Consider the following 19,946-nt stretch of genomic DNA (forward strand, 5'->3'; position numbering starts at 1 on the left):
GGCCCGTCAGGCCCCGGCGGGCGGCGTCCCGTCCCCGGCCTTGATGCGGTCCGCCCGCTCGCGGATCGCCCCCGCCTCCTCCGCGCTCAGCCGATCCAGGTTCCGAAGCTGTAGTCCCATGCGCCGATTGCCTGCCAGCCGCTCCCGGTGGCGCAGCAGGAAGTCCCAGTACAGCGTGGTGAAGGGGCAGGCCTGCTCGCCGGTCCGTTGCCCCGGGTCGAAGCGGCACTCGCCGCAGTAGTTGCTCATGCGCTGGATGTACCGCCCCGTGGCGCAGTAGGGCTTCGAGGCCATCAGCCCGCCATCACCGAACTGGGCCATGCCCAACGTGTTGGGCAACTCCACCCACTCCACCGCATCCACGTAAACGGCCAGGTACCACTCGTGCACGGCCTGCGGCCGCACCCCGAGCAACAGGGCGTACAGGCCGGTGACCATCAGCCGCTGGATGTGGTGGGCGTAGCCGTACCGCAGCGTCTGGCCGATCGCCTGGCGTAGGCAGGTCATGGGCACATCGCCCGTCCAGTACCAGTCGGGCAAGGCCGCCTCGGCGTCCAGGGCGTTGCGCTCGGCGTACTCCGGCATCGCGTACCAGTAGAGGCCGCGCACGTACTCCCGCCAGCCGAGGATCTGCCGGATGAACCCCTCCACCGCTTCCAGCGGCGCGTGGCCCTCGCGCCAGGCCTGCTCCGCCGCCTGCAGCGCGTCGCGCGGGTCCAGCAGCTTGAGGTTCAATGCCGCGGAGATGCGGGCGTGGTAGAGCCAGGGCTCGTCCGTCCACATGGCGTCCTGGTAGCGGCCGTAAAGGGGCAGGCGGTGGTCGATGAAATCTCTGAGCGCGGCCCGCGCCTGCTCCGGGGTGACCGGCCAGTCGAAGGCATCCAGCTCACCGGGGTGGTCCGGGAAGTGCGCCTCAACCGCCTCGATGACCGACTGGGTCACGGCGTCAGGCGGGAAACCCACCGGCGGGGGTAACAGGCCGGGGCCCTGCCGGCCGAACGCCTTGCGGTTGTCGGCATCGAAGTTCCACTGGCCGCCCTCCGGGTCCTTGCCCGCCATCAGGTAGCCGGTACGGCGGCGCAGCAGTCGGTAGTAGTACTCCAGCCGGATTTGCTTGCGCCCTTGCGCGTATTCCCGGAAACCCTCCGGCGAATCAATGAAGTGGCGGTCGCCCAGCACCCTGAGGGGCAGGCCCCGATCGGCGGCCACGCCCTGCAGGGCGCTCAGCACCCGGTGGTCGCCGGGCAACACCACCAGGAGCTCCTCCGGGCGCAATCGTGCGATATCCGCGGCAAGGGCATCTGCCAGACCGGGCGCCTCGTGCGCCCCCAACGCCCGGCAGTGCACGGTCCATCCTGCCGCCTCGCGGGCATCACGAAAGTGGCGCATGGCCGCCAGGAACAGCGCGATGCGCGCCTTGTGGGACCAGACGTGAGTGGCCTCCTCCGGCACCTCCGCCATCCAGAGTGCATCCGATGCGGGGTCCAGGTCATCGAAAAAGGCGGCATCCGCATTGAGCTGGTCGCCGAGGACTATTGCGAGTCGTCGCATCGGGGTTTCCTGTGGTGGGGCCGCAGTCGCGTTATCATGGTGGGCAAAGCCACGATCAAAGGGACGGATCAACCCATCATGCCAGATAAAGCCGGTCAGCCCACGGGGCAGGACCCACGGGAACTCCAGCAGGCGCTGGTGGAGGTCAGCCTGCGTCTGGAGCGCCGCGTGCGGGAGCTGGAAGCGCTGGTCACGGTCACGGAACGGATCAATCGCGGGCTGCTGCTGGACGAGGTGCTGGACGAGATCTACGACGCCTTTCGCCCAATCATCCCCTACGACCGCATCGGCGTGGCACTGCTGGAGGAGGACGACCGCGGCCGCAAGATGGTGCGCTCCCAGTGGATGCGCTCCGACAACCAGGCGGCGCATATCGGCCCCGGCTACGCGGCCCCGCTGGCGGGCAGCAGCCTTGAGACCATTCTTGACACTGGTGAGCCGCGAATCATCAATGACCTGCAGGCGCACCTGCTGCACCATCCGAAGTCGCGCTCTACGCAGCAGATCCTCAAGGATGGCGTGCGCTCCAGCCTGACCTGCCCGCTGGTGGCCACCGGCCGGCCGGTGGGCTTCATCTTCTTCTCCAGCAACACCCCGAACACCTACCGCGATGCCCACGTGGCCACCTTCCAGCAGATCGCCGGGCAGCTGGCGATGATCCTGGAGAAGAGCCGACTCTACCAGCGGCTGATGGAGTTGAACGAGCTGAAGAACCGCTTTCTCGGTGTCGCGGCCCACGACCTGCGCAACCCGCTCGGGGTGCTCGGCGGCTATGTGGATCTGCTCCGTCAGGAGGCGCTGGGCCCGCTCAACGAGGCGCAGCAGGAGGTCATGGCGGTGATGGCGGACGTCACCGGGCGCATGAGCGGGCTGGTGGACGACCTGCTGGACGTGAGTGCCATCGAGTCGGGCCGGCTGGAGCTGGAGCGGGCGCCGCTGGACCTGAACCGCTTCCTCGCGGATCAGGCCCACAGCCAGGGCCTGATAGCCCAGGGCAAGGCCATCCGCATCGCCCTGGAGCTCCCCGAACCGCTCCCCTCGGTGGCAGCGGACGGCCAGCGCCTCGGTCAGGTCATCGATAATCTCATCGCCAACGCCATCAAGTTCTCCCCCCGCGATACGGTAATCACCCTGTCCGGGTCGGCGGACGAGGACTGGGTGCGGATCAGTGTCAGTGACCAGGGGCCAGGGGTTCCGCCCGAGGAGCGGGAGCGGCTGTTCGAGCCCTTTCAGCGCGGCAGCAACACCCCCACGGCCGATGAGCAGAGCACCGGACTCGGTCTGTCCATCGTGCAGAAGCTGGTTCAGGCCCACGGCGGCCGGGTCCACGTGGATGAGGCCCCGGGCGGGGGCGCGCGCTTCACCGTCCAGCTGCCCCGCGACGCCGGTACCGATGCCCAACCGCCAGAGCAGGAGCCGCACGCATGACGACCCAGAAGGCCCGCCCCGACCGCGTCCTTGTCGTTGATGACTTTCAGCCCATGCGCTCGCTGCTGAGCACCATGCTGCGGCAACTGGGCTTCGAGTACATCGACCAGGCCCACAACGGCCGTTCGGCCCTGGAGCGCTTCGAGAGCCGCAAGCAGACGCTGGTCTTTCTGGATATCAGCATGCCCGACATGACGGGGCTGGAGGTGCTGCGGGCGCTGCGGGGGATGGAGGGCGGCGAGCAGGCCTTCGTGATCATGCAGACGGGCGATGCCACCCGCGACAATGTCCTGGAGGCACGGGAGCTGGGCGTCGGCGGCTTCATCGCCAAACCCTACAACATGCAGAAGGTGAAGGAGCTGGTCGGGGCCTACCTCAAGCGAGCGCACTGAAGGCACGCTGGGGCTGGACTGCCACGCCCCTTCGGGGGCGCGGCAGTGACGGTGGGCCGGGTGCCCTACTCCCCCGTCTCCGGGCGCATGGCTGGGAACAGCAGCACGTCACGGATTGAGGGGGCGTCCGCGAACAGCATCACCAGCCGGTCGATGCCGATACCCTCGCCCGCCGTCGGCGGCAGCCCGTATTCCAGGGCGCGGATGAAGTCGGCGTCGTAGTGCATGGCCTCGTCGTCCCCGGCGGCCTTCTCCTCGGCCTGGGCGCGGAAGCGCTCCGCCTGGTCCTCGGCGTCGTTCAGCTCCGAGAAGCCGTTGGCGATCTCCCTGCCGCCCACGATTAGCTCGAACCGCTCGGTGAAGAAGGGCTCGTCGTCGCAGGGCCGCGCCAGCGGGGAGACCTCCTTCGGGTAGTGGGTCACGAAGGTGGGCTCGCGCAGCTTGTGCTCGGTGGTGGTCTCGAAGATCTCCATCTGCAGCTTGCCCAGGCCCTCGTGCCCCATCAGCGGGATGTTCAGGTGCCCGGCCAGGTTGAGCGCGGCATCCCGGTCCTTGAGCGCCTCAGGGCCGATGTCCGCGTTGAACTCGGTGATCGCGTCCACCAGGCGGATGCGACGGAAGGGCTTGCCGAAGTCGAAGGTCTCGTCCTGGTAGGTGATCTCGGTGGTACCCAGGTAATCCTCGGCGAGCCGACGCAGCATGTCCTCGGTGAGGTCCATCAGGTCATTGTGGTCGGCGTAGGCCTGGTAGAACTCCAGCATGGTGAACTCGGGGTTGTGGCGGGTACTCACCCCCTCGTTGCGGAAGTTCCGGTTGATCTCGAAGACCTGGTCGAAGCCGCCGACCACCAGCCGCTTCAGGTAGAGCTCGGGCGCCACCCGCAGGTACAGGTCCGCCCCCAACGCGTTGTGGTGCGTGACGAAGGGCCGCGCCGTGGCGCCACCGGGGATGGGCTGCATCATGGGGGTTTCCACCTCCAGGAAGCCGCGCCCGTTCAGGTAGTCACGGATGCCCGCCACCAGGCGGCTACGCAGCATGAAGACCCGGCGCGAGTCCTCGTTCATGATCAGGTCCACGTAGCGCTGGCGGTAGCGCGCCTCGGTGTCGGTGAGGCCGTGGTACTTCTCCGGCAGCGGCCGCAGGGACTTGGTGAGCAGCCGCAGCTCGTCCACCCGGACCGACAGCTCCCCCTTCTTGGTACGAAACATCGTGCCGGCGGCGCCGATCACATCGCCCACGTCCCAGGTCTTGAACTGCTTGTAGACCCCTTCCGGCAGCTCATCGCGGGCCAGGAAGAGCTGGATGCGGCCGGACTGGTCCTGCAGGTGGGTGAAGCTGGCCTTGCCCATGACCCGTTTGGCCATCATCCGCCCCGCCACCCGGACGCGGATGCCCTCCGCCTCCAGGGCGTCGTCATCCAGCGGCTCGCAGCGGGCGTGGATGTCCGCGGCGAGGCTGTCGCGCCGGAAGTCATTGGGGAAGGCCTGGCCTTCTTCGCGCAACGCGGCGAGCTTCTCACGCCGCTGGGCGATGAGCTTGTTGTCGTCCTGCTCGGTCATGGCAAGTGCTCTTCAAAAAAGGGTTGATGCGGCGCGGGGGCGCGCCTCAGTTGCTCGGCGACGCCGGGGTTCAGACCCCGGCTTTCAGGCTGGCCTCGATGAACTGGTCCAGGTCCCCGTCCAGCACGGCCTGCGTGTTGCCCACCTCGACGCCGGTGCGCAGGTCCTTGATGCGGCTCTGGTCCAGCACGTAGGAGCGGATCTGGTTGCCCCAGCCGATGTCTGACTTGGTGCCCTCCACCGCGTCGGCCTGTTCGCGCCGCTTTTGCATCTCCAGCTCGTAGAGCTTGGATTTAAGCTGCTTCATGGCCGTGGCGCGGTTCTTGTGCTGGGAGCGGTCGTTCTGACACTGCACCACGATGCCCGAGGGCATGTGGGTAATCCGCACCGCCGACTCCGTCCGGTTGACGTGCTGGCCGCCGGCACCCGATGCGCGGTAGACGTCCACGCGCAGGTCGGCCGGGTTGACGTCGATGTCCACGTCGTCGTCCACCTCCGGCGAGATGAACACCGAGGCGAAGGAGGTGTGACGGCGGTTACCGGAGTCGAAGGGGGACTTTCGCACCAGCCGGTGGATCCCGATCTCGGTACGCAGCCAGCCGAAGGCGTATTCGCCCTCGAACTTGACCGTGGCGCTCTTGATGCCGGCCTCGTCGCCCTCGGACAGCTCGATGATCTCGGTGTTGAAGCCGTGGCGCTCGCCCCAGCGCAGGTACATGCGCAACAGGATGTTGGCCCAGTCCTGCGCCTCGGTCCCACCGGCCCCGGCCTGGATGTCCATGAAGGCGTTGGCGGCGTCCATCTCCCCGGAGAACATCCGGCGAAACTCCAGCGTCTGGAGTTCCCGCTCGCAATCGGCCAGGTCGGACTGGAGCGAGTCGATGGTGCTCTCGTCGCCCTCCTCGGCCGCCATCTCAAGCAGTTCGTGGGCGTCGTCCAGCACCTCGTCCAGGCGCTGGAAGGTTTCCACCAGGCTGTCGAGCTGGGCGCGTTCACGGCCCAGGGATTGGGCACGATCCGGCTCGTTCCAGACGTCGGGCTGCTCCAGCTCGCGGGTGACTTCTTCTAGCCGTTCACGCTTGACATCGTAGTCAAAGGTACCCCCTAAGGGCCTCGGCGCGGCCCTTGAGGTCGTCGATCTTGGTGATGACCGGGTTCAGTTCCATTCTCGCTGCACCCTTGCGTTTGCGTCTCGCGGAAAACGCGCAATGGTACAACAAGCACCGCCTACTGTCAGGCTGACACGACCGGCGTGTCGCCCCTGACACCGGGGCAATCAGTCACAGATCAGCCGGTTACGACCATAGCGCTTGGCCCGCAGCAGCGCCAGGTCGGCGCGGTGGAACAGGTCTTCGGCAGACTCCCCCTCGGCCAGTGCGGCCACACCCGCGCTGGCCCGCAGATCGAAGCACTCCCCCTCCTCGCCCATGGCCACCGTCACCTCGGCCACGGCCTGCAGCAACCGCTCGCCGGAGCGCATTGCACCACTGGCGCGGGTGTGGGCCATCAGCACCACGAACTCATCGCCCGCGTAGCGGAAGACCAGGTCGCCGCCACGGCAGTTCTCCTCAAGCATGTCCGCCAGACGGCGCAGCGCCGCGTCGCCGGCCCGGTGGCCGTACCGGTCGTTGATCTGCTTGAACCGGTCGAGGTCGACCACCATCAACGAAAGGGGGTGCTGGTGCCGGTGCGCCAGGCTGACCTCGCGGGCCAGTGCCTGGTCCAGCGCATGGCGGTTGAGCAGGCCGGTCAGGCTATCGTGCCGGGCGGCGGCCTGCGCCTGCTGGAACCGCACGGCGTTGTGCAGCGGGTGGACCAGCAACGCCACCAGTTGGTCGAGGGTCTCCCGCTCCTCCTCCCGCCAGGGCCGGGCCCGTGACAGGGTGAGTTCCCCGAGCAACTCGCCGTTGATCCGCAGCCGCTGCACGACCCGGCACCGCCGGGAGCGGCCTGCCTGCAGCACGGTGTCCAGGCCGTCACTCTGCAACCGCACGGAAGACAGGCCCACCAGCGGTGCCGCCTCCTGCAGGAAGTAGCGGAGCACCTGCTCCGGGTCCAACGTGCTCTGCAGGCGCATCACCACCTGCAGCGCCAGCGCCTCCGGCGACGGTGCGGCGGGGCGGGCCGCCGACACCTGGGATTTGACCTTGCTTTCCATGGACACCACTTGCTCGCTCATGGTCCTCTCCGGACGATTGGCATTTTCCTGTGGTTAAGCGAGATTCGTGCCACTTTTGCAGGCCACTGTTTTCACCAGTTTTTCAAACGGTTTTATTCCCCACCTCCGCAATGCCCCTTTCTGGTGACGGGTTACCGTCGTCGCGCGGGCAACGGACTGCCGGTCTGCTGACGCTATACCGGCAATCCACTGCCGCCGACCCTGCCGGGCGCCGTCAGCCGCGCCGGATGGGGTGTACAATCAGTGCAGGAGCCCGCGATGAAAATCACCCACACCACACCGACACTGGAGATTCGCGGGGCGAACATCGCTCGGCCGGCGCTCGCCCTGCGCCTGGACCAGGTGCTGCAGGCCACGGTGCGCACCGGCCCGGATGGCCGTATGGCGCTGGAGATGGCCAACCACCTGCTGGGGGCACGCTCCGAGATACCCCTCCGCGAGGGGGACCGCCTGACCCTGCAGGTGGCGGAACTGCAGCCGCGAGTCAATCTGAAGGTGCTGGAGCACCGCGGCCGGGAACCCGCCATTAACAACGCCCTGCGCACGTTGCTCCCGCAGCAGGGCACGCTGACGCCACTGCTGGAACAGTTGGGCAACCTGGCGCGTACCGGCGTGGAGAGCAGTCAACGCGCCGCCCTGCCGGCACCGGTGCGCGAGGCCGTGCTCGCCGTCCTCGCCAGTACCCCCAGCGCCGAGCAGGCCAGTCGGCCGGAGGGCCTGCGCGAGGCCTTGCAGCGCTCCGGGCTGCTGCTGGAGTCCCGGCTGGCTGCGCTGCTGCAGGGGCCAGCGCCGCAGCAGGCCGGCAGCGCCGGCGCGCAGTTGCTCAATCAAGACCTGAAGGCCGCTCTGCTGCGGCTGGCGGCCCGCATCCGCCAGCACGCCGCTGGTGGCGCCCAGGCCCAGAGCGGGCAACCCCAGGGCACCGGGGCGGGTCAGGAGTCGGCCGCCGGCCGCGCCGCGCCCCTGCCTACGGGCATGCCCGCCGACGGTTTGCTGGCCCTGCTGCTGCGCCAGACGGAAAGCGCGCTCGCCCGCCTGCAATTGCTGCAGGTGCAGACCGCCGCCCTGGAACAACGGCTGGATTTCACCATCGACCTGCCCCTCAAGCATGGGGAGGACCTGGATCTGGTCCGGATGCGGGTGCGCGAGGACGAGGCCGGTGGGTCCGGCGACGAGGAAGACGCGGGGCGCTCCCTGGAGCTGCGTCTCGGCTTCGACTTCCGCGCCACCGGTCCGTTGGACGCCATCATCCGGCTGCGCGGCGAGACAGTGAGCGTGGCCTGGTGGGCGGAGCGCCCCCCGACGGTGGCGGTGCTGGACGAGTTGCTCCCCCACCTGGAGTCGCGGCTGCGGGCGCAGGGGTTCGAACTGGGCTACGTGGTCTGCCAACAGGGGCAGCCGCCCCAGGCCCCGGACGCCTACAGCGGCGAGCGCCGCCCTCTACTGGACCTGAAGGCCTGAGCGGATGAGCGATCGGGACGAGAAACACACCTACGAGGGGAAACGCCGGCTCGCGGTTGCGCTGGAGTACGGCGGCCAGGGTGCGCCGCGGGTGACCGCGAAAGGGGCCGGCCCGCTGGCCGAGCGCATCATTGAGCTGGCCGCAGCGCACGAGGTCCCGCTGGACACCGACGCGGACCTGGTCGCGGTGCTCTCGCAGCTTGACCTGGAACAGGAGATTCCGGAGTCGCTCTACCGCGTGGTGGCGGAGGTGATCGCCTTCGCCTACCTGGTGAAGGGGCGTGTCCCCGAGGGCTGGCACAATGACGGGGGACCGGCCCCGGACGGGCCGGACCGGGAGGACTGAGCCCTACTCCTGCGCGCCCGCCTGGGGGCCGTGCAGCCGGACGATCAGGTCCGCCTCCACCTGGCCGACACCGCAGGTGTCCATGATCTCCGCCGCCGCCATGCCCTTGCGCGCCATGCGGATGGCCTGCTCGTAACCGGTGCTCGCCGGCCCGCTCTGCGCCACCTGCTCCATGCGCGATTTGAGCCGGGTCAGCTCCTGGTGGGTCTGGGCCATCTGGTCCCCTGCCCCCAGCGCGGCGGCGGAGAGCCCCTGGTACTGCTCGTTGGTCCGTCGCAGGCTGCGCTCCAGCCCCTCGACCCGCTGCTCCAGCCGCCGCGCTGCTGCCACCGCCCGCCAGCTCACCAGCAATGCCAGCAGGACCAGCACCAGGGCCCCGGCGGCGAGATAGAGGGGAAGGGCGTCAGGCAGTGGCATGCTTATTTGCGTCTCCAGGTGGTGCCCTGTGGACCGTCTTCGAGGATGATACCCCGTTCGGCGAGCGTATCGCGAATGCGATCCGCCTCGGCAAAGTCCTTGTTCTTGCGGGCCTCGGTGCGCCGTTCCACCAGCGCGTCGATCTCGGCGTCGTCGTCACTGTCGGCCCCGCCTCCGCGGAGGAAGGCCTGCGGGTCGTCCTGCAGCAACCCGAGCACGCCACCCAGATCCTTGAGCAGCGCGCCCATGGCGGCTGCCCCCTGGTCGTCCTGCTGGCGCAGCCGGTTCACCTCCCGGGCCAGGTCGAACAGCACCGCCAGCGCTTCGGGGGTGTTGAAGTCGTCGTCCATGGCGGCCTGAAAGCGCGCCCGGTACCCTTCGGGGTCCGGGTCCGGTACAGGCGCCTCCGGCAGGCCGCGCAGCGACAGGTAGAGGCGCTCCAGCGCCCCCTGCGCCTGCTGCAACCCGTCCCGCGAGTAATTGAGCGGGCTGCGGTAGTGGCTGCTGAGCAGGAACAGGCGCACCGTCTCCGCCCGGTGCTCGGCCAGCACCTCGCGCACGGTGAAGAAGTTGCCCAGCGACTTGGCCATCTTCTCGTCGTTGATGCGGACATGGCCGTTGTGCATCCAGTAGTTGACGAAAGGATGGCTGGTCGCGCACTCGCTCTGGGCAATCTCGTTCTCGTGGTGGGGGAACTTCAGATCCAGCCCGCCGCCGTGGATATCGAAGTGCTCGCCGAGAATCTCCGTGGACATGGCCGAGCACTCGATGTGCCAGCCTGGTCGACCATCACCCCAGGGGGAGGGCCAGGCCGGTTCTCCGGGCCGCGCCGCTTTCCACAGGGCAAAGTCCACCGGGTCCCGCTTGCGCTCACCCACCTCCACCCGGGCCCCGGCGCGAAGGTCCTCCAGCTTTTCGCCCGACAGCCGGCCGTAGTCCGGGTAACTCGCCACGGAGAAATAGACATCGCCCTCATCGGTAGCGTAGGCGTGGCCCCGCTCGATCAGCCGTTGGATCATGGCGACGATCGGGTCAATATGGCCCGTGGCCCGCGGCTCGTGGTCCGGCGGCAGCACGCCCAGCGCCTCGGCGTCCTCGTGCATGGCGGTGATGAAGCGCTCGGTGAGCGCGCCCATGGGCTCACCGAGCTCTGCGGCACGCCGGATGATCTTGTCATCGATGTCGGTAATGTTGCGCACGAAGGTCAGCCGATAGCCCTGATGGCGCAGGTAGCGGGCCACCATGTCGAATACCACCAGCGCCCGGGCGTGGCCCAGGTGGCAGTAGTCGTAGACCGTCATGCCACACACGTACATGCGCACATGGCCGGGATCGATGGGCTCGAAGCGCTCTTTACGCTGGGTCAGGCTGTTGTGGATGTGCAGCATTCCGGCTTCCGTTGTCAGGTCTGTTTCCATGAGTGGACGTGTTTCAGGACGGATTCGCCGTGGCCAGTTCCCGCGCCTGCTCCAGGCGACGGCGGGCCACCTCCGCCGGCATCAGCGCGAAGACCGGGCCCAGCTCCGGGCCCCGGCACAAACCGGTGAGCGCGGCACGCAGCGGCATGAACAGCCCCTTGCCCTTGGCCCCGGTGGCCTTGCGCACGGCCTTGGCCAGGGCGGAGAAATCGCCCCCGGCGGTGTCGAGCTCGTCCAGGGCCGCGGCGTAAAACTGCGGCCCGGCCTCCCGGATCACGTCCTGCGTGGCCTCCTCCGGCTCCGGCAGTTCACCGAAGACCCGCCGGCCCCACGCCGCCAGATCGGCGGGAAAGGCAATGTTGTCGCGCACCGCTGCCAGCAGCGCCCGGCGCTGATCAGCGGAGAGATTATCCGGCAGCTGCTCGAGCCAGGGCGCCAGGGTCGGGTCATCGGCCTTGTGGACCGCCAGCTGCTGCCAGTGGGTCAGCTGGTGGCGGTCGAACCGCGCCGGGGCGCGGCCCAGGGCGTCGGTGGTGAAGTGGTCCGCGAGCCCCTGCAGGTCCAGCAGCTGCGACTCCACCTCACCCGTGTAGTGATGCCCCAGCCGCGCCAGGTAGTTGAGCACCGCGCCGGGCAGCCAGCCGGCCTCGCGCAACTCCTCCACCGACAGGCTGCCGTTGCGCTTGGACAGCGGCGCGCCATCCTCGCCGGTGATCAGGTTGATGTGGCCGTAGGTCGGCTGCGGCAATCCCAGGGCCTCCAGCAGCATCAGCTGGCGCGGGGTGTTGGTCAGGTGGTCTTCACCGCGCAGCACATGGGTCACCCCCATCAGCGCATCATCCACGGCGTTGCAGAAGAAGAAGGCCGATGTGCCGTCCGCCCGCCGGATGATGAAATCGCCGATCTCCTCCGTGGGGAAGCGCTGTTCACCGCGTACCAGGTCCTGGAAGGTGACGGTCTGCTCCGCCGGCACCCGGAAGCGCAGGGTCGGCTTACGCCCCTCGGCCTCGCGCCGCGCGCGCTCCTCCGTGGTCAGGTGCGCGCAGGTGCCGGCGTACCGAGGCGGCTTGCCGGAGGCGCGCTGGGCCTTGCGCGAGAGCTCCAGCTCCCGCTCGGTGCAGTAGCAGGGGTAGGCCAGGTCGGCAGCTACCAACTGGTCGTAGTAGCGCTGGTAGACCTCGCCCCGCCCGGACTGCGCATAAGGACCGGCATCGCCGCCCGCCTCGGGGCCCTCGTCCCAGTCGAGACCCATCCAGCGCAGATCGGCCATCAGGGCTCTGGCGTGGGCCTCGCTGCTCCGCGCCTGGTCGGTGTCCTCCATGCGGAGCAGGAAGGCGCCGCCGGCGCTGCGGGCCAGCAGGGCGTTGAACAACGCCGTGCGCAGGTTGCCCAGGTGCATGCGGCCTGTGGGGCTGGGTGCAAATCGGGTTTTAACGGTTTTGTTGGTCATAACCGCGCTATGTTAGCCGGCCGGCCTCATCCCGCGCAAAACCGGCTGCCGACAAACACCCGTTTTGCGTCCACGACAGGCGGCGCAGTATCCTTTCCCCTGCGATTGCATGACCGACAAGAGGACGCCGATGACAGCCCAGCGGGCCCAGACCCTGTTTATTGCCGACCTGCACCTGGACGAACAGCGCCCGGAGATCGTGGAGCTGTTCCTGGCCTTCCTCCAGCAGGCGCAGCACGAGGCCGAGGCGCTCTACATCCTCGGCGACCTGTTCGAGGTCTGGCTGGGTGACGACACGCTACCCCCAGAGCACCCGGTGCTGGCGGCCATGCGCGAGTTCACTGCCAGCGGCACCCCGCTCTACGTGATGCACGGCAACCGGGATTTCCTGATGGGCGATGGGCTCGCCGAGCTGACCGGCTGCACGCTGTTGCCCCAGGAGACCGTGATCGACCTCTACGGCGAACCGACGCTGCTGCTGCACGGCGACAGCCTCTGCACCGACGATGCCGAGTACCAGGCATTCCGCAGCATGGTGCTGGACCCGAAATGGCAGGCCGAGTTTCTCTCCCTGCCCCTGGAGCAGCGCCTGGCCAAGGCCCGTGAGGCCCGCGACCACAGCAAGCAGCGCAACAGCATGCTGGCCGATGAAATCATGGACGTGAACGGCGACGCGGTGGCCTCGGTGATGCGCCAGCACGGGGTGCTGCGCATGATTCACGGCCACACCCACCGGCCGGCGGTGCACGAGTTCGAACTGGATGGCGAGCCGGCAGATCGTATCGTCCTGGGTGACTGGTTCGATCAGGGCAGCGTGTTACGCTGCACCCCCGACGAGTGCCGGCTGGAAGGCCTGACCATGCAGGATCTGCAGGAGAGCTGACGATGACTGAGACCGCCACTGACGCACAGGCCGTGGAACCCCGGGTACTGGTCATTGCCGGCTCCGATTCCGGCGGTGGCGCCGGCATCCAGGCGGACATCAAGACCATCACCGCCCTGGACGCCTACGCCGCCACCGCTATTTCCGCCCTGACCGCGCAGAATACCCTCGAGGTGAGCGACATCCTGCCGGTTCCGCCCGATTTCCTGCAGGCGCAGATCACCGCCGTGCTCGGCGACATCGGGGCGGACTGCATCAAGACCGGCATGCTCCACGACGTTCCGGCGATCGAGACGGTGGCCATGGCGCTGCAGACCCAGGCGCCGCGCACCCCGGTGGTGGTGGATCCGGTCATGGTGGCCCAGAGCGGCGCCGAATTGCTGGCGGACTCCGCGGTGGAGTGCCTGCGCGAGCAACTGCTGCCCCGCGCCACCCTCCTCACCCCGAACCTGCCGGAGGCGGAGAAACTGCTCGGCCGCACCCTGGCGGACCGGGACGCCCGCATCGCCGGTGCACGGGAGCTGCTGGAACTAGGGCCGGACGCGGTGCTGCTGAAGGGCGGCCACGCCACGGAGGGCGACGTGCTGGACGTGCTGGCGGATGCAGAGGGCACCGAGTGCTTCGAGGCCCCCCGCCTGCCCACCCGCAACACCCACGGCACCGGCTGCACGCTGGCCAGCGCCATTGCCGCCGGCATTGCCCAGGGCCTGCCGGTGCGCGAGGCGGTAGTCCGCGGGCGCGCCTACCTGCACGAGGCCCTGCGCACCGCCCGCGATCTCGGCCAGGGCCCCGGGCCGGTGAACCACCGGCACACCGTCCGCCCCTTTTAAGGCGCGGCGCCCCTAGTGACCGTGTCCGTGACCGCCGCCGCGGTGGTCGCGGACCGGCGCCTGCACGCTGATCTCGCTGCCGTCGTCCAGTTCGAGGATGACCTCCACCTCGCTGTCCGTTTCCGGCATGGCCGGGAGTTCCATCAGCATCACGTGCAGACCGCCCGGCTCCAGGGCCACCGATTCACCCGCCGGCACCTCGATATACTCCACCTCGCGCATCCGCATGACGCCGTCATCGTGGATATGGGTATGCAGTTCCACGCGCTCGGTGGTCCCAGGCGCCTGCCCGCGCACCACCCGCACGTCCTCGTCCGAGCTGTTGTGCAGCTCCATGTAGGCCGCGGTGGAGTGGTGCCCGGGCGGCATCGCGCGCACCCAGGGGTCGCTCACCTCCAGCGCCTGGGCCGATGCCATGACCGCCCCGCCCAGCAGCGCGCCCAACGAAACCAACGCCTTTAGCTTCATCGTGTTCCTCCGCTTGTTATTGTTCCGCTTGCTCATCCCAGGCGAGTGCATCCTGCAGCGCCACCGCCAGCTCACCGGGGTCCATGCCATGGGACAGGATCTCCTGCAGCGCGCCGTCGCGGTCCACCAGGTAGAAGAAGGATGAATGGTCCACCAGGTAGCCCGCCTCTTCGTCCCCGTCGACCCGCCGGTAGGCGGCCCCGTAACGGTCCGCCACATCGCTGATCACCTCGGGATCGCCGGTCAGGCCCAGGATATCCTCGTGGAACCAGCGGGTGTAATGGTCCAGGTGCTCCAGGGTGTCCCGCTCCGGGTCGACACTGATGAACAGGGGCTGAACCTCCGCCTGCTGGTCCTCGTCCAGCTGCTCCAGCGCGCCGGCGATGCGGGCGAGCGAATCCGGGCAGACGTCCGGGCAGAAGACATAGCCAAAGTAGATAAGCACTACCTGGCCCTGGAAGTCGCTCAGCGAGACCTCGCCCGCTTTACTGGTCAGGGTGAAGTCGCCGCCCACCGGCTCGGCGGCAAGCTCCAGTTGCTGGTGCCCGGCCTGCTCCGCACCCTCAGGGGACTCACCCAGCCCGACCACCACCCAGTAAAGGGCGCCGATCAGGAGCAGAATCAACAGGACCAACAGGGCCGTGAGTCGTTTATCGTTCTTCACAGACTACTCCGAATCCAGGGCCTCGGCGGACAGGTCACCGGCCTCGTCACGGCGGGTCTCGAACCGGAAGCGTGCGGTACGAACGGCCTCCTCATCCTCCCCGCGATGCAACATGACCGTGGCCTCCCAGGTCATGCGGTCGGTCACGCACAGGGGCAGGATGCCCTCGCTGTGCCAACGGTCGCCCTGCGCTTCCAACTCCGGGCGGTTGTACCCCATGTACATTTCCAGCCCTTGAAAATCGACCTGTACACGATCAGGCGCCAGCGGCCCGCTCACCTCCGCCTCGAGTTGCAGGCGGGTCTGCATGCGGATCGGCCGCGGGGTGATCTGGAAGGTCAGGTGTGTCCCGTCGTCCCACTGCGCCTCGCAGGCACCGCTGTGCAGGTCGCAGTCACCCACCACCTCGGCCTCGTCGCCCACGGACGGTTGCAAAAGAGAAGGCCCCCTCCAGCCCAGCACGATAAGCAGGGCGAGGATGAGGGCCATAAGAACCACAGTGAGGATCTGATTAATGGACACGCCGTTACCTTAGCAGGAAGCAGGCCAACTTATGACGACATAAAAAACAGTCACTTACTGATATGCGTCTCGTGCCAATCAGGGTATATCACGCAGCCGGTGTGTGAAATGCCACAGTGCGGATAACCGCGGCGCCGCCGGCACGGGCGGGTACGCGGTTCCGGGCTACCGGCCGTCGGGGCACGGAACGGGGAAGCCAGACGCACGAGGGCCGGACAGGACGCACGCCCTGCCCGGCCCCACGGAAACCGCCCTGCACGGGTGGCAGGGCGCGCCGGTTATTGCGAGTGCCCGGGGTGGCGCTGACTGCCCGGAATCCGCTCGCTTCCCAAGTCCGGCTGTCCGTCGCCCGGCTCTCTGGATTTGCGCACAAAGAAGGCGATAAAGAAGGCCGCCATGCCGATAATGAACACAATGACCGACAGCGACAGGATGCCGATCCAGGACGTTAACAGTTCTATCCAGAGTTCCATAAGCCTAAATCCCTTGACTCTCTAACCGTGGAGGACCGCCCGCAGTGCGGGAAAGACCCAGCTAACCACTCAATTTATACGCACTTTAATTGGGGTCTTTCAAAGATCATCTAGCGATGCAGCGGTGTGTGCAAGGGCCTGTGACAACGTGCCGCAACGGCCTCGTCCCGCTAGTCCGCCCTTTTTCATTCCTTATTGCTGGGTAATAATGAACGCAAATACCTGCGGGAAAATGGAATGAGCGGCGATATCCAACTCACCCCCCTGAAGTCCTCCGACCTGATGATCGGCGAACCGGCCCCTTGGCCGGTGTTCGACCGCTACGGCTGGCTGCTCCTGCAACGGGGGGCAACCATTCATACGGAGCGGCAGAAGGATGTTCTGGTGCACGCTGGGTTGCGGGAACTGCAGCCGGAAGAGTTGGAAGAACAGCGGGTCGCCGCCGAGCAGGCGGAATTGAAACGCCTGCAGGCGGAACGCTCCCGCCGCAACCCCTTCGCGCTGTTCAATCACATTACCGTGCGACTGGAGGCCCTGTTCCAGCAACTGGAGGCCGGCGAGCGAGGCGCGACCGAGCAGTCGCTCTCGCAACTGCTGGACATGCTGGCCTACCTGGTGGACAGCAACCCCGATGCGGCGCTGGGCGCGGTGCACCTCGCCGCCGACTTTCCCTACGCCCTGCGCCATCCGGTGCAGGTAGCGATCATCTCCGAGCTGGTGAGCCGCCGGGCCGGGTTCCCGGTCGACCGTCGACGCGGATTGCTGGCCGCGGCCCTGACCTCGAACGTAGGCATGCTGACATTCCAGCAGGACCTGGAGACGCAGGTCGAACCCCTGACGCCCTTTCAGCGCCGGGAACTGGAGCGGCACCCGGAACGGTCGGTCGCGTTGCTCAAGGCCGCCGGGGTCACCGACACCACCTGCCTGACTGCCGTGGCACAGAGCCACGAAAAACTGGACGGCAGCGGTTACCCGCAGGGGCTGACCGGAGAGGCCATTTCACCCGAGGCCCGCGTCCTGTCCCTGGCGGATGTCTACTCGGCGATGATCACCCCGCGGGTCTACCGTGAAGCGGTTCCGGCGCAGGATGCGCTACGCGATATCTTCACCCAACGGGGCCGCCAGTACGACGCCGCGCTGGCGCAGTACTTCATCAAGGTACTGGGGGTCTACCCGCCCGGGGTTTACGTGGACCTGAGCAACGGCGAGGTGGCCGTGGTGGTGGAGCGCGGCGAGGATATCTCGCAGCCCCGGGTGGCCAGTGTGCTCAAGCGCGGGGGCGAGCCTTACCTGAAGCCGGTGCACCGCCAGTGCGAGTACGGAACGCTCACCGTATCGGGGCTACACCAGCGCAACTACCAGGCCTGGCACCTGGACCTGCCGGCCATCTGGGGTTACAGAGCCGTCAGCGCTTGAGCATCTTGAGCCAGGCCCAGACGTTGAGCAGGCTGACCAGCGACTGCGCCACGTAGGTCAGTGCCGCCGCGGTCAGAATCCTGCGGGCGTGGGGGTAGTCGACCGGCTTGAGGTACTCGCCCCGCTCCAACATGGGCAATGCCCGACCGAAGCTGGCATCCCACTCCGTGGGCAGCGTGACCAGATGCACCACCGCCGCCAGGCCCATGGAGAGCAGCCCGGCGACAAAAAGCAGCAGGCCGGGCGCTGGCACCCGCACCAGGAGCGTGACGACCGGGATGGCGAACATCATGATCGCCCCCAGCCGCTGCCCTCCGGCGGCCAACCGCACCAGGTGGCCCCGCGCCTTGAAGGGCGGGTAGTTGCTGGCGTGCTGCAACGCGTGACCCACTTCGTGGGCGGCGACGGTGACGGCGGTCAGGGAGCGGCCGCGGTAGTTGTCGGGGGACAGGCGGACGGCGCGGGCCTCCGGGTCGTAATGGTCGGCGCCCGGCTCGGTCACCTCCACCTTCACCTCGTCAAGCTGGGCCCGTTGGAGCAGGTGGCGGGCGAGTTCGCCGCCCGTGCCGGGGTAGCGATCCGCCGGCGCGCTGTACTTTCTCATGACGCGCTTGACCCACCAGCTGGGCAGGTACAGCACCGCCAACAGCAACAGCCCCAGTATGACCAGTGCAATCATCGCGCTTCCCGGAATCCGGTCGCCAACGCCTCAGTCCTCAACGTGCTCCACCACCAGTTGCGGGCGCTCACGGCCCCGCCAGCGGTTGACATCAAGCCGGTAGGCCAACCGCGGGCAGGCCCCGTCCAGGCCGTCCCAGCCCCGGTCCACACCGTTGAAAGCGATCGCCTCCAGCGGTGCCCGCCCCTCGGGGTGGGCCAGATTGATGCGCACATGCCGCTCCCCGACGATACGGGTGCCGAGGACCTCGAACCGGCCGTCGAAGACGGGCTCGGGGAAGCCCTGCCCCCAGGGGCCCGCCTTACGCAGCTGACGGGCGGCCGCCAGGCCGAGCTCCGCGCCCGCCAACTCGCCGTCCGTGGCGATCTCGCCATCCGGCAGACCACCCTCCAGTTCTTCCTCAAGGGTGGCCTCGAAGGCCTGCTGGAACAGGGGGAAGTCCGACGCCTTCAGGCTCAGGCCCGCCGCCATGGCGTGCCCCCCGAAGCGGGGGATCAGCCCCGGGTACTGCCGATTGATCGCCTCCAGCAGATCGCGCAGGTGGAGCCCCGGGATGGAGCGCCCGGACCCCTTCAGCATACCGTCTCCGGTGGGGGCAAAGGCCACCACCGGGCACTGGTACCGCTCCTTGAGCCGCGAGGCCAGGATGCCGATCACGCCCTGGTGCCAGGCCTCGTCCGACAGGCACAGCCCCATCGGGCGCGCCTGGCCGGAGACCGGGTCGCCCAGGTCGCCGAGCAGTTCCAGCGCCTCACCGGTCATCCGTGCCTCGATATCCCGACGTTCGCGGTTCAACCCGTCCAGACGCGCTGCCAGCGCCCGGGCCCGCTGGGGGTCGTCGGTGAGCAGACACTCCACGCCCAGGGCCATGTCGGTGAGTCGCCCGGCGGCATTGAGCCGGGGGCCGACGGCGAAGCCCAGGTCGCTCGCCACCAGCAGGTCCGGCTCTCGCCCGGCCACCTCCAGCAGGGCGCGAATGCCGGCGCAACCCACACCGGCGCGAATGCGGCCCAACCCCTGGGAGACGAGAATACGGTTGTTGTGGTCGAGCGGTACCACGTCGGCCACGGTGCCCAGGGCCACCAGGTCCAGTAGCCGGTCCAGGCGGGGCACGGACAGCTTTTCCGCCTCGAACCAGCCAGCCCGCCGCAGGTGGCTGCGCAGCGCGGCAAGCACATAGAACATCACCCCGACCCCGGCCAGGTTCCGGCTCCCGAAGGCCTGCTCCGGGAGGTTGGGGTTTACGATCGCCTCGGCGTCCGGCAGCTTTTCCGGCGGCAGGTGGTGGTCAGTGATCACCACCGGGATGCCCCGGGCCCGGGCCGCGGCGACGCCCTCCAGGCTCGAGATACCGTTGTCCACGGTAATGATCAGGTCGGGGGCCTGCTCCCTTACCGCCAACTCCACCAGCTCCGGGGTAAGCCCGTAGCCGTACTCGAAGCGGTTGGGCACCAGGTAGCCCACACGCTTCGCACCCATCGCCCGCAACCCCCGAAGCGCCAGCGCACAGCTGGTGGCGCCATCGGCATCGAAATCGCCCACCACGCAGATGCGCGCCTGTTGCCGCATGGCGCCGGCCAGCACTTCAGCGGCCCGCGCCGTACCGGCGAGATCGTCCGGCGGCAGCAACTGGTCGAGGCCCAGCTCCAGCTCATTCGCAGACTGTATCGGGCGGCGGGCATAGACCCGCTGCAGCACCTCGGGCAGCCTGCGGGTCAATTCAGCGGGTAGATCGGTGGCGGGACGTCGGACTATCCGGCGCATGGGTTATCCAGTCGGAGCGGGCCGCTGCCCTCCTGGCCAGGCGCAC

General features: G+C 68.1%; 20 protein-coding genes. 7 read left to right on the forward strand and 13 right to left on the reverse strand.

Features of this window, described 5'->3' with window-relative positions:
• Positions 1 to 6 precede the first annotated feature (6 nt).
• The gene (locus tag DFR31_RS02815; RefSeq protein ID WP_121441131.1) at positions 7 to 1,551 is read right to left on the reverse strand and encodes a cryptochrome/photolyase family protein; all 1,545 of its coding nucleotides are present in this window, start codon (positions 1,549 to 1,551) and stop codon (positions 7 to 9) included.
• A 78-nt stretch (positions 1,552 to 1,629) separates the two neighbouring features.
• On the opposite strand from DFR31_RS02815, the gene DFR31_RS02820 reads away from it, so the two are divergent.
• Together DFR31_RS02820 and DFR31_RS02825 are read left to right on the forward strand one after the other, a co-directional pair.
• Positions 1,630 to 2,979, forward strand: a complete 1,350-nt coding sequence (locus DFR31_RS02820; protein WP_147436930.1) for a sensor histidine kinase — start codon at positions 1,630 to 1,632, stop codon at positions 2,977 to 2,979.
• The gene (locus tag DFR31_RS02825; protein WP_121441133.1) at positions 2,976 to 3,371 is read left to right on the forward strand and encodes a response regulator; all 396 of its coding nucleotides are present in this window, start codon (positions 2,976 to 2,978) and stop codon (positions 3,369 to 3,371) included. Before DFR31_RS02820 ends, DFR31_RS02825 begins: the two co-directional genes overlap by 4 nt.
• A gap of 65 nt (positions 3,372 to 3,436) precedes the next feature.
• Here the strand turns inward: DFR31_RS02825 and lysS are convergent, their stop codons facing one another.
• The 3 genes from lysS to DFR31_RS02840 form a co-directional block, all read right to left on the reverse strand.
• Positions 3,437 to 4,930, reverse strand: a complete 1,494-nt coding sequence (gene lysS, locus DFR31_RS02830; RefSeq protein WP_121441134.1) for a lysine--tRNA ligase — start codon at positions 4,928 to 4,930, stop codon at positions 3,437 to 3,439.
• Between the two features lie 70 nt (positions 4,931 to 5,000).
• Positions 5,001 to 6,096, reverse strand: a protein-coding gene (gene prfB / locus DFR31_RS02835; RefSeq protein WP_121441135.1) for a peptide chain release factor 2 whose coding sequence is annotated in 2 segments (ribosomal slippage) — positions 5,001 to 6,023 and positions 6,025 to 6,096 — 1,095 coding nt in all. Because the reading frame shifts where the segments join, the coding sequence is not laid out codon by codon here.
• Positions 6,097 to 6,206: 110 nt separating this feature from the next.
• Complete coding sequence (locus tag DFR31_RS02840) at positions 6,207 to 7,109, reverse strand: GGDEF domain-containing protein (RefSeq protein ID WP_121441136.1); 903 nt, start codon at positions 7,107 to 7,109, stop codon at positions 6,207 to 6,209.
• A 258-nt stretch (positions 7,110 to 7,367) separates the two neighbouring features.
• Between DFR31_RS02840 and fliK the strand changes: the two genes are divergently transcribed.
• Entirely contained in the window at positions 7,368 to 8,570 is a 1,203-nt protein-coding gene (gene fliK, locus DFR31_RS02845; RefSeq protein WP_121441137.1) for a flagellar hook-length control protein FliK, read from the forward strand.
• Between the two features lie 4 nt (positions 8,571 to 8,574).
• Positions 8,575 to 8,916, forward strand: coding sequence for an EscU/YscU/HrcU family type III secretion system export apparatus switch protein (locus DFR31_RS02850; protein ID WP_121441138.1), 342 nt, complete (start codon positions 8,575 to 8,577; stop codon positions 8,914 to 8,916).
• A 3-nt stretch (positions 8,917 to 8,919) separates the two neighbouring features.
• On the opposite strand, the gene DFR31_RS02855 is transcribed toward DFR31_RS02850, so the two are convergent.
• From DFR31_RS02855 to gltX, 3 genes are read right to left on the reverse strand one after another with little or no spacing between them, the layout of a single operon-like run.
• A complete protein-coding gene (locus DFR31_RS02855; protein ID WP_121441139.1) occupies positions 8,920 to 9,333 on the reverse strand; it encodes a DUF2802 domain-containing protein in 414 nt (137 codons plus the stop codon).
• 2 nt (positions 9,334 to 9,335) lie between these two features.
• The gene (gene cysS / locus DFR31_RS02860; RefSeq protein WP_121441140.1) at positions 9,336 to 10,721 is read right to left on the reverse strand and encodes a cysteine--tRNA ligase; all 1,386 of its coding nucleotides are present in this window, start codon (positions 10,719 to 10,721) and stop codon (positions 9,336 to 9,338) included.
• A 43-nt stretch (positions 10,722 to 10,764) separates the two neighbouring features.
• Entirely contained in the window at positions 10,765 to 12,201 is a 1,437-nt protein-coding gene (gltX, locus tag DFR31_RS02865; RefSeq protein ID WP_121441141.1) for a glutamate--tRNA ligase, read from the reverse strand.
• Between the two features lie 130 nt (positions 12,202 to 12,331).
• Between gltX and DFR31_RS02870 the strand changes: the two genes are divergently transcribed.
• The gene (locus DFR31_RS02870; RefSeq protein WP_121441142.1) at positions 12,332 to 13,084 is read left to right on the forward strand and encodes a UDP-2,3-diacylglucosamine diphosphatase; all 753 of its coding nucleotides are present in this window, start codon (positions 12,332 to 12,334) and stop codon (positions 13,082 to 13,084) included.
• 2 nt (positions 13,085 to 13,086) lie between these two features.
• Complete coding sequence (gene thiD / locus DFR31_RS02875) at positions 13,087 to 13,914, forward strand: bifunctional hydroxymethylpyrimidine kinase/phosphomethylpyrimidine kinase (RefSeq protein WP_121441143.1); 828 nt, start codon at positions 13,087 to 13,089, stop codon at positions 13,912 to 13,914.
• Positions 13,915 to 13,926: 12 nt separating this feature from the next.
• On the opposite strand, the gene DFR31_RS02880 is transcribed toward thiD, so the two are convergent.
• From DFR31_RS02880 to DFR31_RS02895, 4 genes are all read right to left on the reverse strand, one after another.
• Positions 13,927 to 14,382 carry a copper chaperone PCu(A)C gene (locus DFR31_RS02880; RefSeq protein ID WP_245971069.1) on the reverse strand — a complete coding sequence of 152 codons (456 nt, stop codon included), beginning with the start codon at positions 14,380 to 14,382 and terminating at the stop codon, positions 13,927 to 13,929.
• A 16-nt stretch (positions 14,383 to 14,398) separates the two neighbouring features.
• The gene (locus DFR31_RS02885) at positions 14,399 to 15,046 is read right to left on the reverse strand and encodes an SCO family protein (RefSeq protein WP_121441145.1); all 648 of its coding nucleotides are present in this window, start codon (positions 15,044 to 15,046) and stop codon (positions 14,399 to 14,401) included.
• A 3-nt stretch (positions 15,047 to 15,049) separates the two neighbouring features.
• Positions 15,050 to 15,568 (reverse strand): hypothetical protein, encoded by a 519-nt coding sequence (locus tag DFR31_RS02890; RefSeq protein WP_147436931.1) that lies wholly within the window; start codon positions 15,566 to 15,568, stop codon positions 15,050 to 15,052.
• 278 nt (positions 15,569 to 15,846) lie between these two features.
• The gene (locus DFR31_RS02895) at positions 15,847 to 16,041 is read right to left on the reverse strand and encodes a DUF3149 domain-containing protein (RefSeq protein ID WP_121441147.1); all 195 of its coding nucleotides are present in this window, start codon (positions 16,039 to 16,041) and stop codon (positions 15,847 to 15,849) included.
• Positions 16,042 to 16,278: 237 nt separating this feature from the next.
• On the opposite strand from DFR31_RS02895, the gene DFR31_RS02900 reads away from it, so the two are divergent.
• Entirely contained in the window at positions 16,279 to 17,457 is a 1,179-nt protein-coding gene (locus DFR31_RS02900; RefSeq protein ID WP_121441148.1) for an HD-GYP domain-containing protein, read from the forward strand.
• Here the strand turns inward: DFR31_RS02900 and DFR31_RS02905 are convergent.
• Positions 17,447 to 18,136: a zinc metallopeptidase gene (locus DFR31_RS02905; protein ID WP_121441149.1), complete on the reverse strand. Its 690-nt coding sequence runs from the start codon at positions 18,134 to 18,136 to the stop codon at positions 17,447 to 17,449. The two genes, DFR31_RS02900 and DFR31_RS02905, sit on opposite strands and share 11 nt — an antisense overlap.
• Positions 18,137 to 18,166: 30 nt before the next feature.
• On the reverse strand, positions 18,167 to 19,900 hold the full coding sequence (gene recJ, locus DFR31_RS02910) for a single-stranded-DNA-specific exonuclease RecJ (protein WP_121441150.1): 1,734 nt from the start codon (positions 19,898 to 19,900) through the stop codon (positions 18,167 to 18,169).
• Positions 19,901 to 19,946 lie beyond the last annotated feature (46 nt).

Source organism: Alkalispirillum mobile (genome assembly GCF_003664325.1).
In the GTDB taxonomy this organism is placed as follows: Bacteria; Pseudomonadota; Gammaproteobacteria; order Nitrococcales; family Halorhodospiraceae; genus Alkalilimnicola; species Alkalilimnicola mobilis.